General features: G+C 40.6%; 14 protein-coding genes. All 14 read right to left on the reverse strand.

Annotated elements, in window-relative coordinates; genetic code table 11:
* Positions 1 to 7,025, reverse strand: a 7,025-nt coding sequence (locus HMPREF1048_RS08010) for an accessory Sec-dependent serine-rich glycoprotein adhesin (protein WP_004248975.1), incomplete at its 3' end; no start/stop codon positions are given.
* A gap of 472 nt (positions 7,026 to 7,497) precedes the next feature.
* On the reverse strand, positions 7,498 to 8,085 hold the full coding sequence (locus HMPREF1048_RS08015; protein ID WP_000679783.1) for a class I SAM-dependent methyltransferase: 588 nt from the start codon (positions 8,083 to 8,085) through the stop codon (positions 7,498 to 7,500).
* A 47-nt stretch (positions 8,086 to 8,132) separates the two neighbouring features.
* Entirely contained in the window at positions 8,133 to 8,531 is a 399-nt protein-coding gene (gene comGG / locus HMPREF1048_RS08020; RefSeq protein WP_000265612.1) for a competence type IV pilus minor pilin ComGG, read from the reverse strand.
* Positions 8,509 to 8,970, reverse strand: coding sequence for a competence type IV pilus minor pilin ComGF (comGF, locus tag HMPREF1048_RS08025; protein ID WP_000250517.1), 462 nt, complete (start codon positions 8,968 to 8,970; stop codon positions 8,509 to 8,511). The genes comGG and comGF overlap by 23 nt, the downstream gene beginning before the upstream one ends.
* The gene (gene comGE / locus HMPREF1048_RS08030) at positions 8,933 to 9,235 is read right to left on the reverse strand and encodes a competence type IV pilus minor pilin ComGE (protein ID WP_000413380.1); all 303 of its coding nucleotides are present in this window, start codon (positions 9,233 to 9,235) and stop codon (positions 8,933 to 8,935) included. Before comGE ends, comGF begins: the two co-directional genes overlap by 38 nt.
* A complete protein-coding gene (comGD, locus tag HMPREF1048_RS08035; protein WP_004248976.1) occupies positions 9,198 to 9,632 on the reverse strand; it encodes a competence type IV pilus minor pilin ComGD in 435 nt (144 codons plus the stop codon). The genes comGE and comGD overlap by 38 nt, the downstream gene beginning before the upstream one ends.
* Positions 9,595 to 9,918, reverse strand: coding sequence for a competence type IV pilus major pilin ComGC (gene comGC, locus HMPREF1048_RS08040; protein WP_000738646.1), 324 nt, complete (start codon positions 9,916 to 9,918; stop codon positions 9,595 to 9,597). The genes comGD and comGC overlap by 38 nt, the downstream gene beginning before the upstream one ends.
* 1 nt (position 9,919) lies before the next feature.
* Entirely contained in the window at positions 9,920 to 10,936 is a 1,017-nt protein-coding gene (gene comGB / locus HMPREF1048_RS08045; protein ID WP_080568545.1) for a competence type IV pilus assembly protein ComGB, read from the reverse strand.
* A complete protein-coding gene (comGA, locus tag HMPREF1048_RS08050) occupies positions 10,884 to 11,825 on the reverse strand; it encodes a competence type IV pilus ATPase ComGA (protein WP_000249541.1) in 942 nt (313 codons plus the stop codon). The genes comGB and comGA overlap by 53 nt, the downstream gene beginning before the upstream one ends.
* Before the next feature lie 76 nt (positions 11,826 to 11,901).
* Positions 11,902 to 12,267, reverse strand: coding sequence for a DUF1033 family protein (locus HMPREF1048_RS08055; protein ID WP_000286405.1), 366 nt, complete (start codon positions 12,265 to 12,267; stop codon positions 11,902 to 11,904).
* 149 nt (positions 12,268 to 12,416) lie between these two features.
* Positions 12,417 to 13,475, reverse strand: a complete 1,059-nt coding sequence (locus tag HMPREF1048_RS08060) for a zinc-dependent alcohol dehydrogenase family protein (RefSeq protein WP_000649459.1) — start codon at positions 13,473 to 13,475, stop codon at positions 12,417 to 12,419.
* A gap of 162 nt (positions 13,476 to 13,637) precedes the next feature.
* On the reverse strand, positions 13,638 to 14,789 hold the full coding sequence (gene nagA, locus HMPREF1048_RS08065; protein ID WP_001134549.1) for an N-acetylglucosamine-6-phosphate deacetylase: 1,152 nt from the start codon (positions 14,787 to 14,789) through the stop codon (positions 13,638 to 13,640).
* A 151-nt stretch (positions 14,790 to 14,940) separates the two neighbouring features.
* On the reverse strand, positions 14,941 to 16,758 hold the full coding sequence (locus HMPREF1048_RS08070; RefSeq protein ID WP_001220876.1) for an acyltransferase family protein: 1,818 nt from the start codon (positions 16,756 to 16,758) through the stop codon (positions 14,941 to 14,943).
* Positions 16,759 to 16,858: 100 nt separating this feature from the next.
* Complete coding sequence (gene tgt, locus HMPREF1048_RS08075; RefSeq protein WP_001285237.1) at positions 16,859 to 18,001, reverse strand: tRNA guanosine(34) transglycosylase Tgt; 1,143 nt, start codon at positions 17,999 to 18,001, stop codon at positions 16,859 to 16,861.
* Positions 18,002 to 18,011: the final 10 nt, after the last annotated feature.

The following is an 18,011-nucleotide window of genomic DNA, read 5'->3' on the forward strand; positions in this document are numbered from 1 at the left end:
ACGGCGCTAGTACTTGCTGATGTAGAGGCTACAGCGCTTGTTGAGGCACTTTGCGATCTGTAATCCGAGTCAGATAATTTCGGCTTAAATATATCCGTCGTATCATCATTATAGGTAACTGTGACCGTACCATCTCTACCTACAGAGACAGTTTTTATCTGCATATTAGGATTCGCATCTTCAATCGCCTTACGAATCTTTTTCTTATCAGCTTCTGTTGGTGTAGTAAGATTTTCCACCTGAATTACTGGAGAATTCGGAGTATATTTCTCACTCAACGGAGCTTGTACAATGACATACTTTTCAACCTTTAAATTGCCAGACAAATCTTTAACCCTTGCAAAACGTGTCCAAATATTGGGTGTATCATCATTATCTGGTGTTGCAGTATTAGTATAATCTTTGCTTGGATTAAATACTTGATTAGCATTATAAGTTCCATCACTCGTTAAATTATGAGTATAAGGCTGTGCTTGAGACGCATCTGTTAATTTATTTGTTCTTTGATTAGCAATCCCTCCTGTAGAATGATCAATTACATTTCTTGTAACATAGTTCAACTGTTCATTAGTCTCATTGTTCCAAGCTTCTATATGAGTAACTTTTCCACTATTATCCCAAGTTTCAACTCTAACACGGAACTGGTCACCCGCATAGATTTTATTTCTTCCCTGTGAATCTTTAGGAGCATCTACCCACTTGCCATCACGAAGAACTTGAACCTTAACAGTAACTTTTGGCGCTTCTGTTTCCTTAGTGATTTCTTTCGTAGTTACTCCAGAAGTTAATGTTTCCTTACCGCCACCTGGGAGAGTCACTTCTTTTTCCTGCTTCACAGTAATCTCACCTGTGGGAAGCACTCCATTAGGAAAGGCTGTGTAATCTATTTCACCATTATTTTTATTCGGTGAACTTGGATTAATAGGTGGGGTAAATGTAACACTTGTTGCGCCAGCTGGAACCTCTTTCTTGATTATCTGATTACCAATCGTCAAGGTCACTGTCGCACCTGGTGTCACATCTGTCACTGTGATACTACGATTCGGCAGGCCACCTTGTAGTTTCACTTGATCATCTGCGATTTGTGGTGTTTTTGGTTTCACCTTAATCGTTATAGGAACATGTTCACTATTTCTACCTGGAACATACTGAGGATCAGATTCTGGCTTCGTAGTACTTTCAGGCAAAATCATTTTGACATTTCTTACATACACACCTGGAGCTGAAACGATAGTATCAGCATCTAAATCTAACCACTCATATGTTGTATCTCTTGGTATGGTTACACTATTTGTTGAATTTACAATTGCATTACCTGGGGTAGCAATAATATCTGCTAATGGAGCCTTATTCCCAACTGTTGTCTCATAAATTTTCTTAGCTACTGGATCAACTACCGTATACTCAAAAGTTGCCTCACGTGTTAATGCTGGATTACTAGATGACACAGTTCCAAAACGGCCTGTAGGATAAACCGCTTTTACTGTATATGTCGTATGGTGGCTTGTGGGTTGATTTTCCGGATTTGAGTCCACAGTGGTATGCCATACATTACCAAATTTATCAGTAGCGATAGGAGTTGTTTTCTCTTCTCCTGTATTATTTAACTGATATTTATAAGACCATTTAGTACCTGCAGGAAGTTTATCAACATTGGTATACAAATAAGAATCACGCCCAACATTATTTGCCCAGTTGCCACCAGTTATACGTTCATTACCTTGATTGGCTTTAAAAGCATAAAACTTGCCTTTAAATCCGTTTCTTGTGAATGTTTGCAGTTTTTCATAAACAGTATAATTATACTCAATTTCATCCGGCTGTTGACGCTTATCTGGATAGGTAACTACCAACTTCGCAGTACGATTTTCTCCTACAGTAAATGTCGGCTCACTTCCTTTCTTCCACGTAACAGTTGTTCCTTCTGGTAAAGGTTGATTCCCCACTCCACGAACAAAATCCTTTGGATTTAGGCTTTCTACGGTTTCGTCACTAATTGCATAAAACTTATCTGCTACTTTCTCAACACCATATTTTACCTTTGGTGGAACCGTAGTAGAAGTACCATCCTTATAAGTGATTGTTACGGTACCATCTTTTGATATTTTATAGCCTTCATCTCCATCTTTAATACGATTCGTATCTTTAGGATTAGCTGCCTTCACTGCCGCAAGAATCTTAGCGCGTTCTGGATCTGTCAAGGAGTTTGGATTGGCAACTACAACCGCATCTGTTGGCTGATCCCCTGGGAATTTGTCCGCCAAACGTCCTTGTTGGATACCAAATTTCGCTTCTGCCAGGTTGGTATCACTTTCATTACCACTTGGATCTACTGCCTTAATTTGTCGCGTCCATTTATTATTTGAATTATATGTTAAGTCATCTTTAACTTTACCTATCGTTTCCCTTGTGGTTTGATCTTGATTTACAATGCTTTCGATTTTAGGTACAGCACCACTTCCATATGTATTGTTAGTGTCATTAAAGAAATTCGTTAACTCATTATCCCCTTGGTTAAAGGTCACTTTTTTCAATTTTCCACTATTGTCAGTAGCGCTAAATTCAACCTTGATGTTATCACCTGCGTAGAACAGATAGTAACCCTTACCATCTTTCTTAGGCTCTTTACCATCGATTGTGACTTTGTAGCTTACATGTGGTTTTTCAGTTTCCTTGCTGATTTCAACACTTCTTACATCTGATTCCAACGTTTCATTACGATTCGTTACAGGATTAGGGAATTCCTTGCTTTGTTTAACAGTTACATTTCCTGTTGGAAGAAGACCATTGCTATCTGCTAAGTCTTTTGCAGAAAACGTCACTCTTCCAGTTTGATCTGCCGTTTTCGGTGAAAGTTGTTTGCCATTGATTGTCAAGGTTACTGTCGCACCTGGTAAAGCGTCCGTTACAGTAATATCACGACTCGGAAGTCCTCCTGTATTGGATAGTTGAGTTGAGATTTGTGGTGAGTTTGGTCTAACTTTGATGGTTACAGGAACATTTGCAGTTGTATTGTCTTTAGTTTGTGCTCCTTTTGGTAAAGTAACATTGACTTTATGGGTGTAGATACCTGGATTAGCAACACTTGGAGTTGTTTCCCAAGCGTAAGTTGTTGTAGTAGCTGGCTCTGGACCACTAGGCATCGGTACTGAAGCAGAGTCTTTTATCGCGTTGCCCGGGTTATTAATAATACCCTCCAAAGAATCTGTTTTCCCTACTGTTGTCTCATAAACTTTCTTAGCTACCGGATCAACTACCGTATACTCAAATGTTGTCTTGCTCTTCAAAGCACGAGTAGGATCCGACTCAGCTCCAAAGCGATCTGTTGGATAGACAGCTGTCACAGTATAGGTCGTCTTGTGACTTACAGGATCCGGCCAACTTGAATTCTCCTTGGTTGTATACCACACATCACCAAAAGTCGGTGTTCCATTTTTAGTAATATCAGTTGTTTTCTCTGGTCCTGTCCCATTTAATTGATACTTATAGGACCACTTAGTCCCTGAAGGAAGCGATTTACTATTGGTATATACAAACGTATCTCTACCATAGTTGTTAGCCCAGCCTCCTCCTTCGGCTTTACTAAGGTCTGATCCTTGCGTTCCTTTAAATGCAAAGAACTTTCCAGTAACCCCATTGGCACTTTGAGCTTCAATCTTTGGATAAACAGTATAGTTATACTCAACTTCCTTAGTCTCATTTCCTTTAGTAACGAGCAAGGTTGCTGTTTTCGTACCCGGAGTTGATAAATCTAGGGTTCTATCTTTCCACTTAACACTTGTCCCTGGAGATAGTGCTCCACCATTACCATCTACAACAAAGTCACGAGCGTTGAGTTTGCTAGAATTTTCTCCTTCAACGGCATAAAAGCGGTCTGATTTGGCTTTATACGGTGCCTTTGCATTAGCGGTGGTTGTAGCTCCATCTGAGTTAAAGTTATAAGACGTTGCATTAACTGGAGTGTTATCTTTGACTGCCTCTTCGGAAATAGTCACATTACCATTCGATTTATCTAAAGTCACACCAGCTGGAAGAGGAGCAGTATTTTCCCATGTAGTTCCCGATTTTTTAATCGTAATTTGAGTAGGAGTGTTAGCAGTAGTCGGTGTATAGGATATATTCACCTTATCATTGTCAGTCGCCGGACTAACAACCACACTACCATCACTCTTAGGATCAACACGAGGAGCTGTAGCTCTAGCCTTCGTAACGTTTTCAAAGAAAACTTCTGAAACATCGACTGAATCGCCACCCTCATCATCTTTATAAATGGTCTTAAGTTGCTTACTCAATCCTACTTTAGTACCAGTAATAGTAGCTTGCCCTTGTAAGCCATTATGGGTAAGAATCGCTTGTTTATCTTGCTCAGTTAAAGGAGAGCCTAGTCTAGACACTTCCATAGTAGGGGGAACAGACAAGTAAACTTCCTTACCATTTAACATGGCTTTCACAGCCATATTTTCTCCTATACCCGAACCAATTTGATTACTACCGCCAACCCATTCAACACTCTTAACATTTAACGCCTTCTGTTTGTCTGTACCTTGCACATTCGATGAGACTGGTTTTGTATTTGGAAGAACATTAGGATTGTGAACAAATGGACTCGGCCTTGGAGTTCTATCAACTTGATCGTTATAGGTCTCTGGATCATCAGGAAAAGCGAAACCTGAAATTGTGCCTGACTTATCATCAATTTTCTGAATAATAGATGCTGGGTCAATCTGTTGCCCTTGTTCAATTTGTTTAGCAGCTAAAGTTTGATTGATAACAGGCTCATAGACATCAGCCTGTGTAACAATTCGAAACGGAAGAGTATAGGAACCTGCATTCGAAGTCTTAACAATCAGCTCATTGACACCTTTATCAAACGGAATGTCCCTACTGTTTGCTCCACCGAGTTCCTCGCTTCTATAATTGGTTCCTCTGATCGCATAGGTTACTTGTCCTCCAGGAGCCGCTGTCTTCTTACCTGTTACTTTATCGTAGACATCAGCAATCTGGCTAACGCTACCCGAAGTTAACTGATTTAATCCACCATACTTCAAAAACGTAGAAGGAACATTTTTCTTCAACTCCAGCCAATAGCGGTCTGGAGAACCATTCATTTGCAGATAGTTTCTATGACGTGAATTTTCCAAGGAACGGAAACCAGCCATATAAAAATCATTGGTATCTTCTGGACTATCTGTCGTATATTTGATTTTATACCCTTCTAAACGAGCTGTACCTCTAGGATTAAGAGCGTATACATTCGCTGTCGCATTTTCAATAGAAGTAAAAGCAAAGTCTCCAGCTTTTTTAGTTTCATCCGATATTTTATCTGTTTGATAAAAAACCTCTGGATTATTATAGGCAAAATCTCGCAAACTTGTGAGTGCACCACGGCCTACACCACTTGGACCTACACCAGCTACATTTTCATAGTAAGGACCACCTTGGTTATTATATGCATTTCCGACAGCAGCTCTTAAATCTCCACTTTTCTTATTATGGGTGAAAGCGTTATTCCCATTGCTGCTTCCCAAAAGGTTCCAACCCGCTTCTGCTCGGTCCTTTTGCCACACTTCCATATGAGTAATGTTATGCCCTTTTGGAACAGTAAAGTAAAAGTAAGGATTATCATGAGGGTCTCCACCTCTATTAAAGGTAACTTCCCATTGAGTTGTACGCCCCGTACGAGTTGCTGTCATCAAAACTTGGTCACCAATATTTTGAACCAAAACACGTGAAGCAGTATTAGCAGGACCAGGAGCTATTCCATTACCTGTTCTTCCTTCTGTAGCATATAAATAAGTCCCTTCTTTATATATGTTTGCTTTAGAGTTATGGTCGTTAGCTTCACCTTTATTAACTACGTATCCTACAGAGGCTGTTAAAAATGTTGGATTTCTATTCTCAGGCGCTACCTCCCTAAAGCTAACTCCTCTCTCCATCCGTCTACCATTTAGCACACTACGTTTACCGTTATTAGCACGGAGAACAGCGTTAACGATTGAGTTTTGCGCAGATGTAGCTTGCTTGATAACATCTGTCAAGTCAGCATTTGGGGTTTTCAATGCTTCTTCGATAGCTGTTACAGCAGCATTCACCTTAGCAACTGCTGCTTCTGTATTTGGCAGACCGATAGACTTAGCGAGGTATTCACCCATAGTCGCTGAGATTTTAGATAGACGTTTGCGGTCTTCTTGCGCTTTCTTGTCATTCTCGGCAGTTACCGTAGTCGCCACAGCAGCTGTTGTCGTTGTATCCACCAAACTTGAAGTCGTTGATGTGATTTGGCTCAAACGAGTTTCAACTGCTTGTAGAGATGCGAGGCTTTCAGTGATAACTTTTGAAAGAGGCGCATCAGCTGTCGCATTAGCTGCATCTTCCTTACGAACAGATGTCTCTTTGTTTGAAGCTGTCTCTGATGTTGCTGGTTTTGCAAGTTCAGAAGTTGCTCCTGTTTGTGATTGAGAAGCACTTGTTGAGGCTGACTCTGATGCACTTGTACTTGCACTTTCAGAAGCAGATGTGCTTGCCGATACAGAAGCACTTGTTGAAGTACTTACTGATTGGCTTTCACTTTCTGAAAGATGCTTACTTGCATTCTTGGAAGCTTCCTCAGACAAGGATTGGCTTTGGCTGACAGAAACTGATAGGCTGTCGGCTTGAGCCCCCTCCTGATCTTTTACTGTTCCCAAAGTTACTGTGTCTGTATTTGCAAGTGTTTGATTTGACTCTACTGTCTTTTCTAGAGCGTCATTGGCATAAACAGTTGTTTGTGTTGCAACTGCTCCTCCAAGTACCGTCCCTGCCACGGCTATCCCTTTCAGGATATCCAATCCTGTTAGTGTATTTGCTGATTGCTCTTCGATAACTTCAGTTGTTACCTGAGCAGCATCTACACCACCACGCAAGACTTTAAAGAGTCCAAATTGAGAGGTCGAGGCACGCAACCAATGCTTACCTGACTTGATCAACTTGAAACGGGTCACACGATCCGTCTCTCTATATTCACCTTTTTGTCTTCTAAAAAACATATTTAACTCCTTCTTCTAAAAAGGTATTTTCCCCTAATTATATTCTACTTCTTTGAATATATTAAGTCAACTCAATATAAGCTCATTATAAAAAAGTTTTATTATTCAATTCTATGTATAAGGCTATATAACATTGATATTTCCGTAAATAGAACCACGCCAAAAATGGTAATAAAATCAGCAAATCGCTTTATTTAGTATATATATATATATATATATATATATATATCAGGGAGAGTGTATATTTTCAGTATAAAACCAGTAAAACAGGTAAAAAAACTTCAAAACTGTATACAACTCGCTATGCTCTTTCTTTTCGTAGAGCCACTATTTCGCTATCTCTTCCTCCCTCTACTAGCTCATGATAATCAGACTTTGGAATCGCTATTTGGTTCACCGATAGCGAGGGCCCACCGAGGACTTACACCTCAGATATACGACATACCCGTCGTACAAAAAAATCACTCCCTAACTAGGCGAGTGATTTTTGAGCTACTGTAAAAAAGAGTTCTGAGTAATTTCCTTGAAACAGGTCTTCAGCACTGTAAAGAATCTGACTGTCAATGCTCGAAAAACCAAACTGGGCTAACTTGTTTTCCAGTTCAACCAATTCAAATCCATGATGGTTAGCTTCTGTCTTGGTAAAATCAGCAAGTAGGAGTTGTCCATCTTCCCTCAAATGCTGATGAAACAGTGAGAGAGCCACATCCACATCAGGCATATGATGAAGAACCCGACAAACAACAATGAGATCAAACTCTTTCTCCAAGGGTTTTTCCAGTAAATCTTGCTCCAAAAACTGGATATTCTTGATTTCTTGTCGCTCCGCTTTCAAACGAGCTTGCTCCAGCATTTTCTCCGAAATATCCACCAATGTTACAGACTTGGCCTGCTTGGCTAGGGGCAAGGTTAATAGACCCGTCCCTCCACCGAAATCCAAAATTTCTTTGTCTGATAGAAGATCAATCTGTTTCTCGACTGCTTGACAAACCAAGTTTGCAAGGAAGATATTTTTAGGGGAATCAAAAGTTTCTGCTTTGTGGTTAAAATCATGTTTCATATTTTTAGTTTAGCACAAAGTAGCTTGATTGGCTAGAAATTTCCTTTCTATTCAAGCTCCTCTTCTGATTTTTTCTTCTCCACTTTTTCGCTTGAATCGGTCGCTACCTTTTCCTTTTTCTCTATTTTCTCTTCTTTGATTTTGACTGAAGGAAACAGAAACTCATATTGACTCTTAGGTGTACGAACCGTCGTCACCAAGTTTGTTTTCTTATTTTGATAACTCACCTGACCCAGATTAAAGGCCTGTTCCCCACTTTCTTGCTCAACCTTATCTTTGGTTCGCTTGGCCATGGCAAAAGCAACCAACTTTTCTTTATTTAAAGCATAGTCTTGATAGTGGGCGACTTGTCGGTTCAAGTAAAATTGTAACAAAAGACTAAAGATGGCTGCCATAGTGACTGCATAGATGAGAACACCTGCCTTAACTTTTTTCTTTTTCCACACGATAGATAAATTCCCTTTCTAAGCCTTTTTGGAACTGGAAACGAAAGCGAACCACTTGATTGTCCTCTGTAATCTGTGCGGATTTGAGGCCATAAACCATCGGCTGATAACCCCGTCCACTGGCATCGGTTTTCCGAAAATCATCTGATTTTGACTTGCCTATCGCAATTTCCTTGCCATCCTGCTTCATATAGAGGCGATTGCCCTCCACTTTTTCAAACTGCGAACGGTCTAATTCTGCCTCCAACTGGTCCACAAACAAGAGCCACTCCTTTTGGTCGCTTTGCTGCTGATAGCGAACTTCTGAAATAAGGAGCTGACTCATGGATTGAAAGAGAAGTAAGCTTCCACTGATGACAATGAGGGCAATCAAGGATTCCAACAAGGTAAAAGCCTTGACCTTATGGCTCTTTGATAGCCAACAACTGTTCTGAACCATGATAAACCTCCAATCCCTTTTCACTAGAAAACACCTGAATCTCAACTCCATTTATGTTTACCTGATTTTGACCTGTCTGCAAGGCCATCTTAGCTACCCTCAAGACTTCTTCCTTTTGCAAGATTTTTGCTTCTTCTTGCCTATTCTTTTGAATTTGTCCCAAAAGGAGGGTCGCAATGCTGGCAAAGATAGCTAGAGCCACTACTGCTTCCAGTAAAATCACTGCCCTAATTTTTTGTTTCCTTAATGCGTTTAATTTTTCCATTTCCTAGATATAATTGATAACGAATCGTTCCTTTACTGGTCTGAAATTCAACCTTAGCCAGGGACGAATTGCCCCCAGCTCGGTCAAATGTAATACTTTGTCCTGATGGTGCCTGAATTCCTTTAGGAACTGTCAACTTTTGGCTGCCATTGCTAATCGTCTGCCCATTTAAGTTCAGACTAGTCTTTTGCTGACTGGCTACACTGCGTTTTTGAGTTTCCCGATAGAGTTCTTCAAACTCCATAAAGAAAATCTGCTCCTCTACCGCCGCAAAAGTGGACTGGACAGAGCCAGACAAACCCAAGGCAAGGATACTCACAAGACCCAAAACCAATAGACTTTCCAGCATGGTAAAGGCCTTAATCCGCGACCGTTTGAGTCTTATTTTGTTTTGCATGATATTCTTTATAAGCTTTAGCTTGCTCTTCTGTGATGCGATCATCTGCTTGTAATTTGCTTAGAGTAGCATCTTCATTTTTATCTAAGCTATAAAGCTCTGCCTGACTTTCCACCACCTTAACAACAGCAGCTTTTCCTTTGTCATTGACCGCCTCTTTTTGCTTGGTCAAATTAGGTACAAAAAGTAAGAGAAGTACGCTGATGATGAGCAAGACCACCAACATCTCCACAAGTGTAAAAGCTTTAACCTTAGCTTTTTTCAAGAATGTCATCATTTTTTTCATTTTAAAAATTTACCTCCATATTTTGATACATGGGCATGAGCATTGCCGCATAAAGTAAAACGATAATCAGTGCCACAAAGATAAAAACCAGTGGCTGCACCAAATTCATGGTGCGGTTAACTCGGGTAAAAAAGGCTTCCCAAGTTTTTTCAGCATAGATTTCCAACTCACTCCCCAGCTTGGACTTGACTTCACCATACTCGATAATAAGACTCAACTCTTTCTTAAAGAAAGGATAGGTTGCTATGGTTTGAGAAAATTCGCGGCCATTTTGTAGGGATTGAGCTAAATCTTGACCGATTTCTTTAAAGAGATGGGAACCTTGTTCCTGCATGATTTGAAAAATCTGCGTCAGCTCCATTCCCTGCGAAATCATATTACCCCATTCACGCGCATAATAAGCTGTCAGATAAGTCTGCACAAAGATTCCAAGAAAGGGAAGGCGTGCTAAAATAGAAAAGACGCGCATCTTAGAACTTCTTTTATAAAAAGTGAGTGCTAAAAGGGCAAGTATGGAAACAAACCCTACCATTCCTAGAAAAATTTGTGGTAGATTGCCAATGATTTGGGTAGCAATATTGCTACTATCCAGTTGTGGTAGTAGATAGTTCCGTAGTCCCAGCATAATTAAGAGAAGAAATCCCAGCAAAATCAAGGGATAGGTCGCTACTTCAATTAGTTTTTTCTTAACCTTGGCAAGATTGTCTAGATACTCTTCTATCTTTCCCAAACTCAGGTGGAGATTCCCATGAACTTCAGCTAGGGATATCTGGGTGACAATAGCACTTGAAAAACCCAAACTTTCCATCATTTCTGAGAATGATTTACCCTGAGACAAGCCCGTGCGCATTTGTGTCACACACTGCTTGTCCAACAAAGCACTCCTATCTAAAAAAGAGATAGTCTCCACCAGATGAAAACCACTGGAAAAGAGATTGTTAAACAAGGTAATGATATTTTTTTGCTTAGCTGTAGCTAATTTTCTCCGTCTCAGCCTGAAGACTTGTGATATGTCCATCTTTAAGAAGCTGGTCAATCTGCTCATTCCACCTAGTTGGCTGGTGTTCTTGATAGTCTTTGTTTGCAAAGTCAACGATTCCTCCTCCCCCGATTAATCTCTGGTAGCAGACACCTTGCATCACGACTGCCAACTCTTCCTCACTCACACCCAGCTCCAGCAGGCGCTCATAAACACCTCGGATGCTCTTGGCATGAATGGTTGAAAAGACTGTCGCCCCTGTCAAACTAGCTCTAACCACTGCACGCGCCGTCTCACTGTCCCGAATTTCTCCGATAATCAGGAGGTCTGGCCGATGACGTAAGGAAAGTTTAATCAGATTTTCATAGGTAAGCCCAATCGCCTCATTCAACTGCAACTGGAGCATGTCCTCCTGCTTGATTTCAACAGGGTCTTCGATGGACATGACTTGTTGCCCTTTAAAGAGGGACTTGGCCAATTCGTGCATCAAGGTTGTCTTGCCACTGCCAACTGGGCCAGCAAAAAGATAAAGACCACGTTTCCTGTACTGCTTGCCCAGTTCTCCAATATCCTGAAACCAAAAATGCAAGTCCTGCTCCTCATCATGCAACAAGCGAATAACTAAACTCTCATGCCCTCGATAGTCGCCTACAGTAGATAAACGTAAGGACGCCATCTTCTGGTCATAGGCATAATCACAGGAACCAAGTTGACTACGTCTCTTCTCCCCAATATTCATACCTGCCACAAACTTGAAATGACTGATGACGGCCGCAAACTTTTCAAAATCATAACAACCGATTTTACAGCGCTCGTCTCCCACCCTCATATGAAGCTCATAGGCATCTAACTTAGGAACAAAATAAATGTCTTGCGCTCCTTTTTTCCGAGCTGAACGAATGATTTCTTGTGCAATTTCTTGAACCATACTTACCTCCTCACCTATACTATTCGCAAAGATTTGGGAAAATAAAAAAAGCAACTCCAAAAAAGTTACTTTTTCTCTATTTTAATTTCATACGGCAAGAACGGTGCCTTTCCTTACCTGTTTGTTTTTCATAGCCTGGACGTAATTTTTCATCTGGAATAACCTGCTCATCCTGCAAAAGAGCCAAAGAATGGTATTGTTGTAAATACTCATCACATTCATCACACCAACGTTGATCTTCTGGATCCCAAAAAATGGTCATCAAGTCACTTCTACTTTTATAAAGAGGGGATTCTTGTTCCAATCTAAACCAGCAAGTTTTATAGTATTTGAGAGCATCATAATACTGGTCAAATTTCTTACTTGCTACAATATCTTCTTCCCAACCTTCTAAGAACCACCACGGTTCAAAATCTCCGTACATTTCTATAACACGATACATATTCATTCATTCCTTTGTACCGTATATTATAACCAATTCCTCTAAACAAGGAAAGAAATATGCTCATTTCTTAAATTTTTGATAAAAAATCCAGCCATCCTATGATGACTGAATTTCTATTTGCTTATGTTCCAAAATGTTTTCACTACTTAAGCTTCTGAGATATCATTTTCGATAATGACCTTAATGGCATGGTGGTCTGCTGCTTTACTAAAAACTTCATAGGCTTTTTCAATTTCACTTAGTTTGAAATAGTGAGTTACCAATTTTTCTGGTTCAATCTTATGACTTTCAAGTGCTTTCAACAATTGTGGAGTTGTATTTGTAGATACCAAACCAGTTGTTACATTGATGTTGCGAATCCAAAGTTTGTCTAAATCGAATTCAACTGGTTTACCATGCACACCACAGTTGGCAACTGTTCCGTCTACACCGATAATCTTTTGACAGAAATCAAATGTTGCAGGAATACCAACAGCTTCGATAGCAACATCTACACCACGACCATCTGTCAAATCATAAATTTCTTTAATCGCTTTTTCAGGGTCTGAAGAATTAATCTTGTGAGTCGCACCAAATGATACAGCAGTTTCCAAGCGGTTATCGTCTAGGTCTACCATAATCAATTTAGCTGGTGAATAGAATTGAGCTGTCAATAGAGCAGCCAATCCAACAGGTCCTGAACCAATAATGGCTACACTACAACCAGGTTCTACTTTCCCTTTTAAGACACCAATTTCATATCCAGTAGGCAGAATGTCTGATAGCATAACCAAGGCTTCATCTGACAAGTCTTCTGGAGTGTGGTAAAGAGTATTATCTGCATGAGGGACACGTAGATATTCAGCCTGCATACCATCAATCAAGTGACCAAAAATCCAGCCCCCTTCGTCTTCACAGTGAGCATAAATTCCTTTTTTACAGTAGTAGCATTTACCACAGGCACAGACACAAGAAATCAAGACCTTGTCGCCTTTTTTGAAGTTCGAAACTCCTTCTCCAACTTCTTCCACAATCCCAATCCCTTCGTGACCAAGAATGGTACCACTTTGGCAAGCAGGAACATCCCCTTTGATAATATGGAGGTCTGTTCCACAAATAGTGGTTTTTACGATACGCACAATAGCGTCTGTTGGCTTACGAATCACTGGTTTGTCAACGTCAACAAAAGAAGCAAGTCCTGGTTTAACATAAGTATAGGCTTTCATAAAGCACTCCTCCGTTTTTTTATTTGTATTATTTATAATACAATTGTAAACCTTTTCATTTGTTTGCTCAAGCTTTTTTGTGATTTTTTTAACTTTTTTATTTACTGGTAAAGCAATATAGATAAAAAAGCAGAAGCTAATCTCTAACTTCTGCTTTCTCTCTTATGCTTGATAACGTTTCACACCATCTAGATAGGTTGCTACCAATTCCAAATCTTTATCTAATACGATAAAGTCCGCGTCATAGCCTTCGCGGATTTGACCACAGACATCATCAATGTGAACAGATTTTGCTGGGTTAAGGCTAGCCATCATGACCGCTTCGTGTGGATTTGCAATACCCCACTCGACTACATTTCTCATACCATCTTTAAGTTTGAGGATAGAACCTGCCAAGTTACCTGTCGATTTGAGGCGTGCAGTTCCATTTGCTACTACAACAGGGAATTCTCCCAACATATAGTCACCGTCTTCAAGCCCACCAGCTGTCATACAGTCCGTAATAAGAGCGATGTTTTCTGTCCCCTTTTGCTTAAGTAAAATCTCACAAGCTTTTGGATCTACGTGATAACCATCACAAATCAATTCTGCGTAAGTATGTGGGAGCTCATACATAGCTCCTACCATACCTAGTTCGCGGTGTGTTAAACCACGCATCCCATTATAGGCATGTACCCATACACTAGCTCCAGCATCAACTGCCTTCTTAGCTTGTTCAAATGTCGCATCTGAGTGTCCAAGTGCAACTGTCACACCTTCACCTGTAATAGTACGTACAAAATCTTCCACCCCATCACGTTCTGGTGCAATAGCGATTTTATTTAGCATCCCTTTTGCAGCATCCTGCCAAGAATGAAACTCCTCAACACCCGGGTCTCTCATATAAGTTGGATTTTGTGCCCCCTTAAAAGTTTCTGTGAAATATGGACCTTCATAATAAATCCCACGAATCTTAGCACCCGTTGCTTCTTTATAATGGTTTCCAAGATTTTCAGTGACTGCAAGCAATTGCTCATAAGTGGCTGTTAAAGTTGTGGGCAAGAAACTGGTAACACCGGTACTAAGAAGTCCTTCACTCATAGTATGCAATGTACCTTCAATGTTGTTGTCCATCACATCTACACCTGCATATCCATGAATATGAGTATCCACAAGACCTGGTGCAATGCTATAACCAGTATAGTCAAGAACCTCTGCTCCTTCAGGAATTTGATCCACATGTTTCCCAAATTTGCCATCAACAAGTTCTAAGTACCCACCGCGACGAATGCCAAATGGATAGAAAAACTGATCCGCTTTAACGTAATTAGGCATAATAATGACCTCCTTAAAAGATTACTTTTGATATTTATTATGTCAATTACATTATAAACCTTTCTGATTCATTTGTAAATGGTATAGACCTATTTTCTAGAGATATTTTAAAAGAGCTGGATTTCTCCAACTCTTCTCTTTTTAATACAAGTTATTTTGATTTGACTGGTTTGTCTTGAGCTGTTTGCAAGGCTGTAGCAATGGTATCTGCATACAATTTTGCTCCTGCTTCAATTTTGCTATTGTCACTTCCGAAATGGACTTGGTCTGTCCCAGTCCAAATTTCTGGATGTTCTTTCGCAACTTGATTCCAATCTGCTATCGTGATGTAAGGAGTCTTCTCTGCCAATTCTCTCATATAGGCAGCCGCCTTCTCAACGATGGCATAGGTCTCTTTTGTCTTATCTCCCTCATAAGGAGTCACCAAAACCATATGGTGGCCCTTAGGAAGATTTTTCACGATACTATCCCAATCTTCCTTGTAATTTTCAGGATTATTTACCCCAGTCGCAATAACCACCATCTTTGGTAGAAATTTATTCTGGCTATTGTTGAGCATGATTTCGTTGGCAGTCTTGGTTGTTCTGCTGACTTGTGCATTTATCTGTGCCCCAGGAAGAGCTGTCTGCAAAGCTGTATTGGACCTTAGAGCCACTGAGTCACCAATTAGCATAGTGCCATCAGCAATTCCCAGACTGTTTGCATCTGCCCGTTCTGTCATTACCTTGGTCTGACCAATATTTGTTGCAGCTTGCTTCAAGCCATTGACAGTTAAATCTGTCTCAAAAGCTCCGACTTGTGGTGCCAACAAAGTCACCGTGCAGACAATGATGGTCAAGATTCCTGTACCTGCTGCAAGGATTGTATGGATATAAGGCAGGGGACGAAGGGTTTGTATAATCGGTGTGTTCTTTCCTGCAATCCAAGGTTCCAACACATAAAATGACAGACTGGCAAATCCATAAGAAAAAATTAAAGTCAGTAAGACAGCAAGAAGATTTGATGTCAACTGCGAGAAAATGATATAGAAAGGCCAATGGAAGAGATAAACTGCATAGCTAGTATCTGCTAAAAAGCTGATTACCTTTGGCTCCTGCACGTTAGGAGTCTTTTCATGTAAGACACGCGCCGCCAATATCATAGCAAGGGCTGCAAGACTGGCAAGTAAAAAGCCGATAAGATAGGCAAAAAGATAGGTGAATTTGACAAAGAAGGTCAAAATGAGTAAGAAGGCGAAGCCTCCTGCAAAAACCAATAGGGTCTTTCGTAAATCCCAAATTTTATCCAATTGCTTGACGAGAGAAGTCGTCTGACGAACGCCTACGATAGTTGCTAACACACTCCCCAAAAAGAATGGATAAACATGAGTTAAACTGGAGAAGTAAACAGAAGAATAAGAGGTTACTAGAAAACTACCAATAAACATGGAGAAGAAACTAATCAAGAAGGCAACAGCAGACAAGAGAAAGACCATTCCTCTCAACTGACCATTTGATCTGGACTGTTTGGATAAGAACCAAACTGCCAATCCCCAAAGAATATAGTAGTGAACCTCAACAGCCAAGCTCCAATTATGAACAAACAAATGTGGAATGAACTGAGATTCATAACTCCCTCCTGTTAGGAGTTCATAGAAGTTAGTCATAAAACCTAAGACACCTGCAATCTGACCCCCAATTCCAGCCACATAGTCTTGGCGAACCAAGAAAGTAAAAGGCATGGTTACCAAGACCATCAAAACCACGGGTGGCACAATACGATAAAAGCGTCTCCTAAGAAATCCAGCCAAATCAATCTCATAGTTTTTAGAAAATTCTTCGATAAGTAGAGCCGTAATCAGAAATCCTGAAAATGTGAAAAAGACATCTACCCCGAAAAATCCTCCAGGAAAGATGGTCTGAAAGAAGTGATACAAGAGTACCAAAAGTAAACCTGTAATCCTAATCAAGGAAAACCATTTAATGCGCATACGAGTTTATTCTCCCTTTCATTGTACACTTTATTCTATCAAAAAAAGAAGAAAAATCCCAAGAGAAAACTTAGGATTTTTAGCTTATATCAATTCTATTTTAGAAATTACGGCCTGACTTATTATAGCCATATTTTTCAACAAAATACTCACGGAATTCCAAGAGATTGTCATCCATGATGGCTTGTCGCACTTGCTTCATCAGATTAAGCAAGAAGTAGAGATTGTGGTAGCTAGTCAAACGGATACCAAAGGTTTCGTCAGCCTTGAGCAAGTGACGAAGGTAGGCGCGTGTGTAATTCTTACATGTGTAGCAATCACACTCAGGATCCAGTGGCGTAAAGTCCTCAGCAAACTGGGCATTTTTGACAACCAAACGTCCCTGACTGGTCATACAAGTACCATTACGAGCGATACGAGTCGGCAAGACACAGTCAAACATATCTACACCACGAATCACTCCATCAATCAAGCTATCTGGCGCTCCCACCCCCATCAAATAGCGAGGTTTATTTTCAGGTAGCAGTTGGGTTGTGAAGTCCAAGACCGCATTCATCTCTTCGTGGGTTTCTCCCACCGCCAAACCACCGATAGAGTAGCCTGGGAAGTCCATGCTGACAAGATCATGAGCCGATTGGCGACGCAGGTCTTCAAATCCTGCCCCCTGCACAATCCCAAATAACCCTTGGTCATGTGGACGACGGTGAGCCTTCAAACCACGCTCAGCCCAACGGCTGGTACGCTCGATCGATTTCTTAACGTAGTCATAAGGCTGATAAAACTGAGGACATTCGTCAAAGGACATCATGATGTCTGAGCCCAGATTATTCTGAATAGAGATGGCTTTTTCTGGGGATAGGAACATCTTAGAACCATTGAGATGGTTTTTAAAAGTTACGCCTTCTTCTGTGATATTACGGCTATCTGCTAAGGAATAAACCTGAAAACCCCCACTATCTGTCAAGATAGGCTGGTCCCAATTCATGAACTTGTGGAGACCACCTGCGCGAGCAATGAGTTCATCTCCAGGGCGAAGCCAGAGATGATAGGTGTTGGATAGGATAATCCCTGAACCCATCTCCTTCAATTCTTCAGGTGACTGAGTTTTGACAGTGGCTTGAGTCCCAACTGGCATAAACATAGGCGTCGGGAAGGTGCCGTGAGGAGTGATGATTTCTCCCAGACGAGCTCCCGTGTGTTTTTCTTTCTTAATCAAACGATATTTGATTGGTGAATCTGACATTTTTTACCTC

This window comes from Streptococcus mitis SK575 (assembly GCF_000257865.1).
GTDB lineage: Bacteria > Bacillota > Bacilli > Lactobacillales > Streptococcaceae > Streptococcus > Streptococcus mitis_CQ.

Bases quoted from the DNA above. Each gene is read 5' to 3' on its own strand.
- HMPREF1048_RS08015 (WP_000679783.1), bottom strand. From the start codon at position 8,085: ATGAAACATGATTTTAACCACAAAGCAGAAACTTTTGATTCCCCTAAA.
- comGF (WP_000250517.1), bottom strand. From the start codon at position 8,970: ATGGTTCAGAACAGTTGTTGGCTATCAAAGAGCCATAAGGTCAAGGCT.
- comGE (WP_000413380.1), bottom strand. From the start codon at position 9,235: ATGGAAAAATTAAACGCATTAAGGAAACAAAAAATTAGGGCAGTGATT.
- comGD (WP_004248976.1), bottom strand. From the start codon at position 9,632: ATGCAAAACAAAATAAGACTCAAACGGTCGCGGATTAAGGCCTTTACC.
- comGC (WP_000738646.1), bottom strand. From the start codon at position 9,918: ATGAAAAAAATGATGACATTCTTGAAAAAAGCTAAGGTTAAAGCTTTT.
- comGB (WP_080568545.1), bottom strand. From the start codon at position 10,936: ATGGACATATCACAAGTCTTCAGGCTGAGACGGAGAAAATTAGCTACA.
- comGA (WP_000249541.1), bottom strand. From the start codon at position 11,825: ATGGTTCAAGAAATTGCACAAGAAATCATTCGTTCAGCTCGGAAAAAA.
- HMPREF1048_RS08055 (WP_000286405.1), bottom strand. From the start codon at position 12,267: ATGTATCGTGTTATAGAAATGTACGGAGATTTTGAACCGTGGTGGTTC.
- HMPREF1048_RS08060 (WP_000649459.1), bottom strand. From the start codon at position 13,475: ATGAAAGCCTATACTTATGTTAAACCAGGACTTGCTTCTTTTGTTGAC.
- nagA (WP_001134549.1), bottom strand. From the start codon at position 14,789: ATGCCTAATTACGTTAAAGCGGATCAGTTTTTCTATCCATTTGGCATT.
- HMPREF1048_RS08070 (WP_001220876.1), bottom strand. From the start codon at position 16,758: ATGCGCATTAAATGGTTTTCCTTGATTAGGATTACAGGTTTACTTTTG.
- tgt (WP_001285237.1), bottom strand. From the start codon at position 18,001: ATGTCAGATTCACCAATCAAATATCGTTTGATTAAGAAAGAAAAACAC.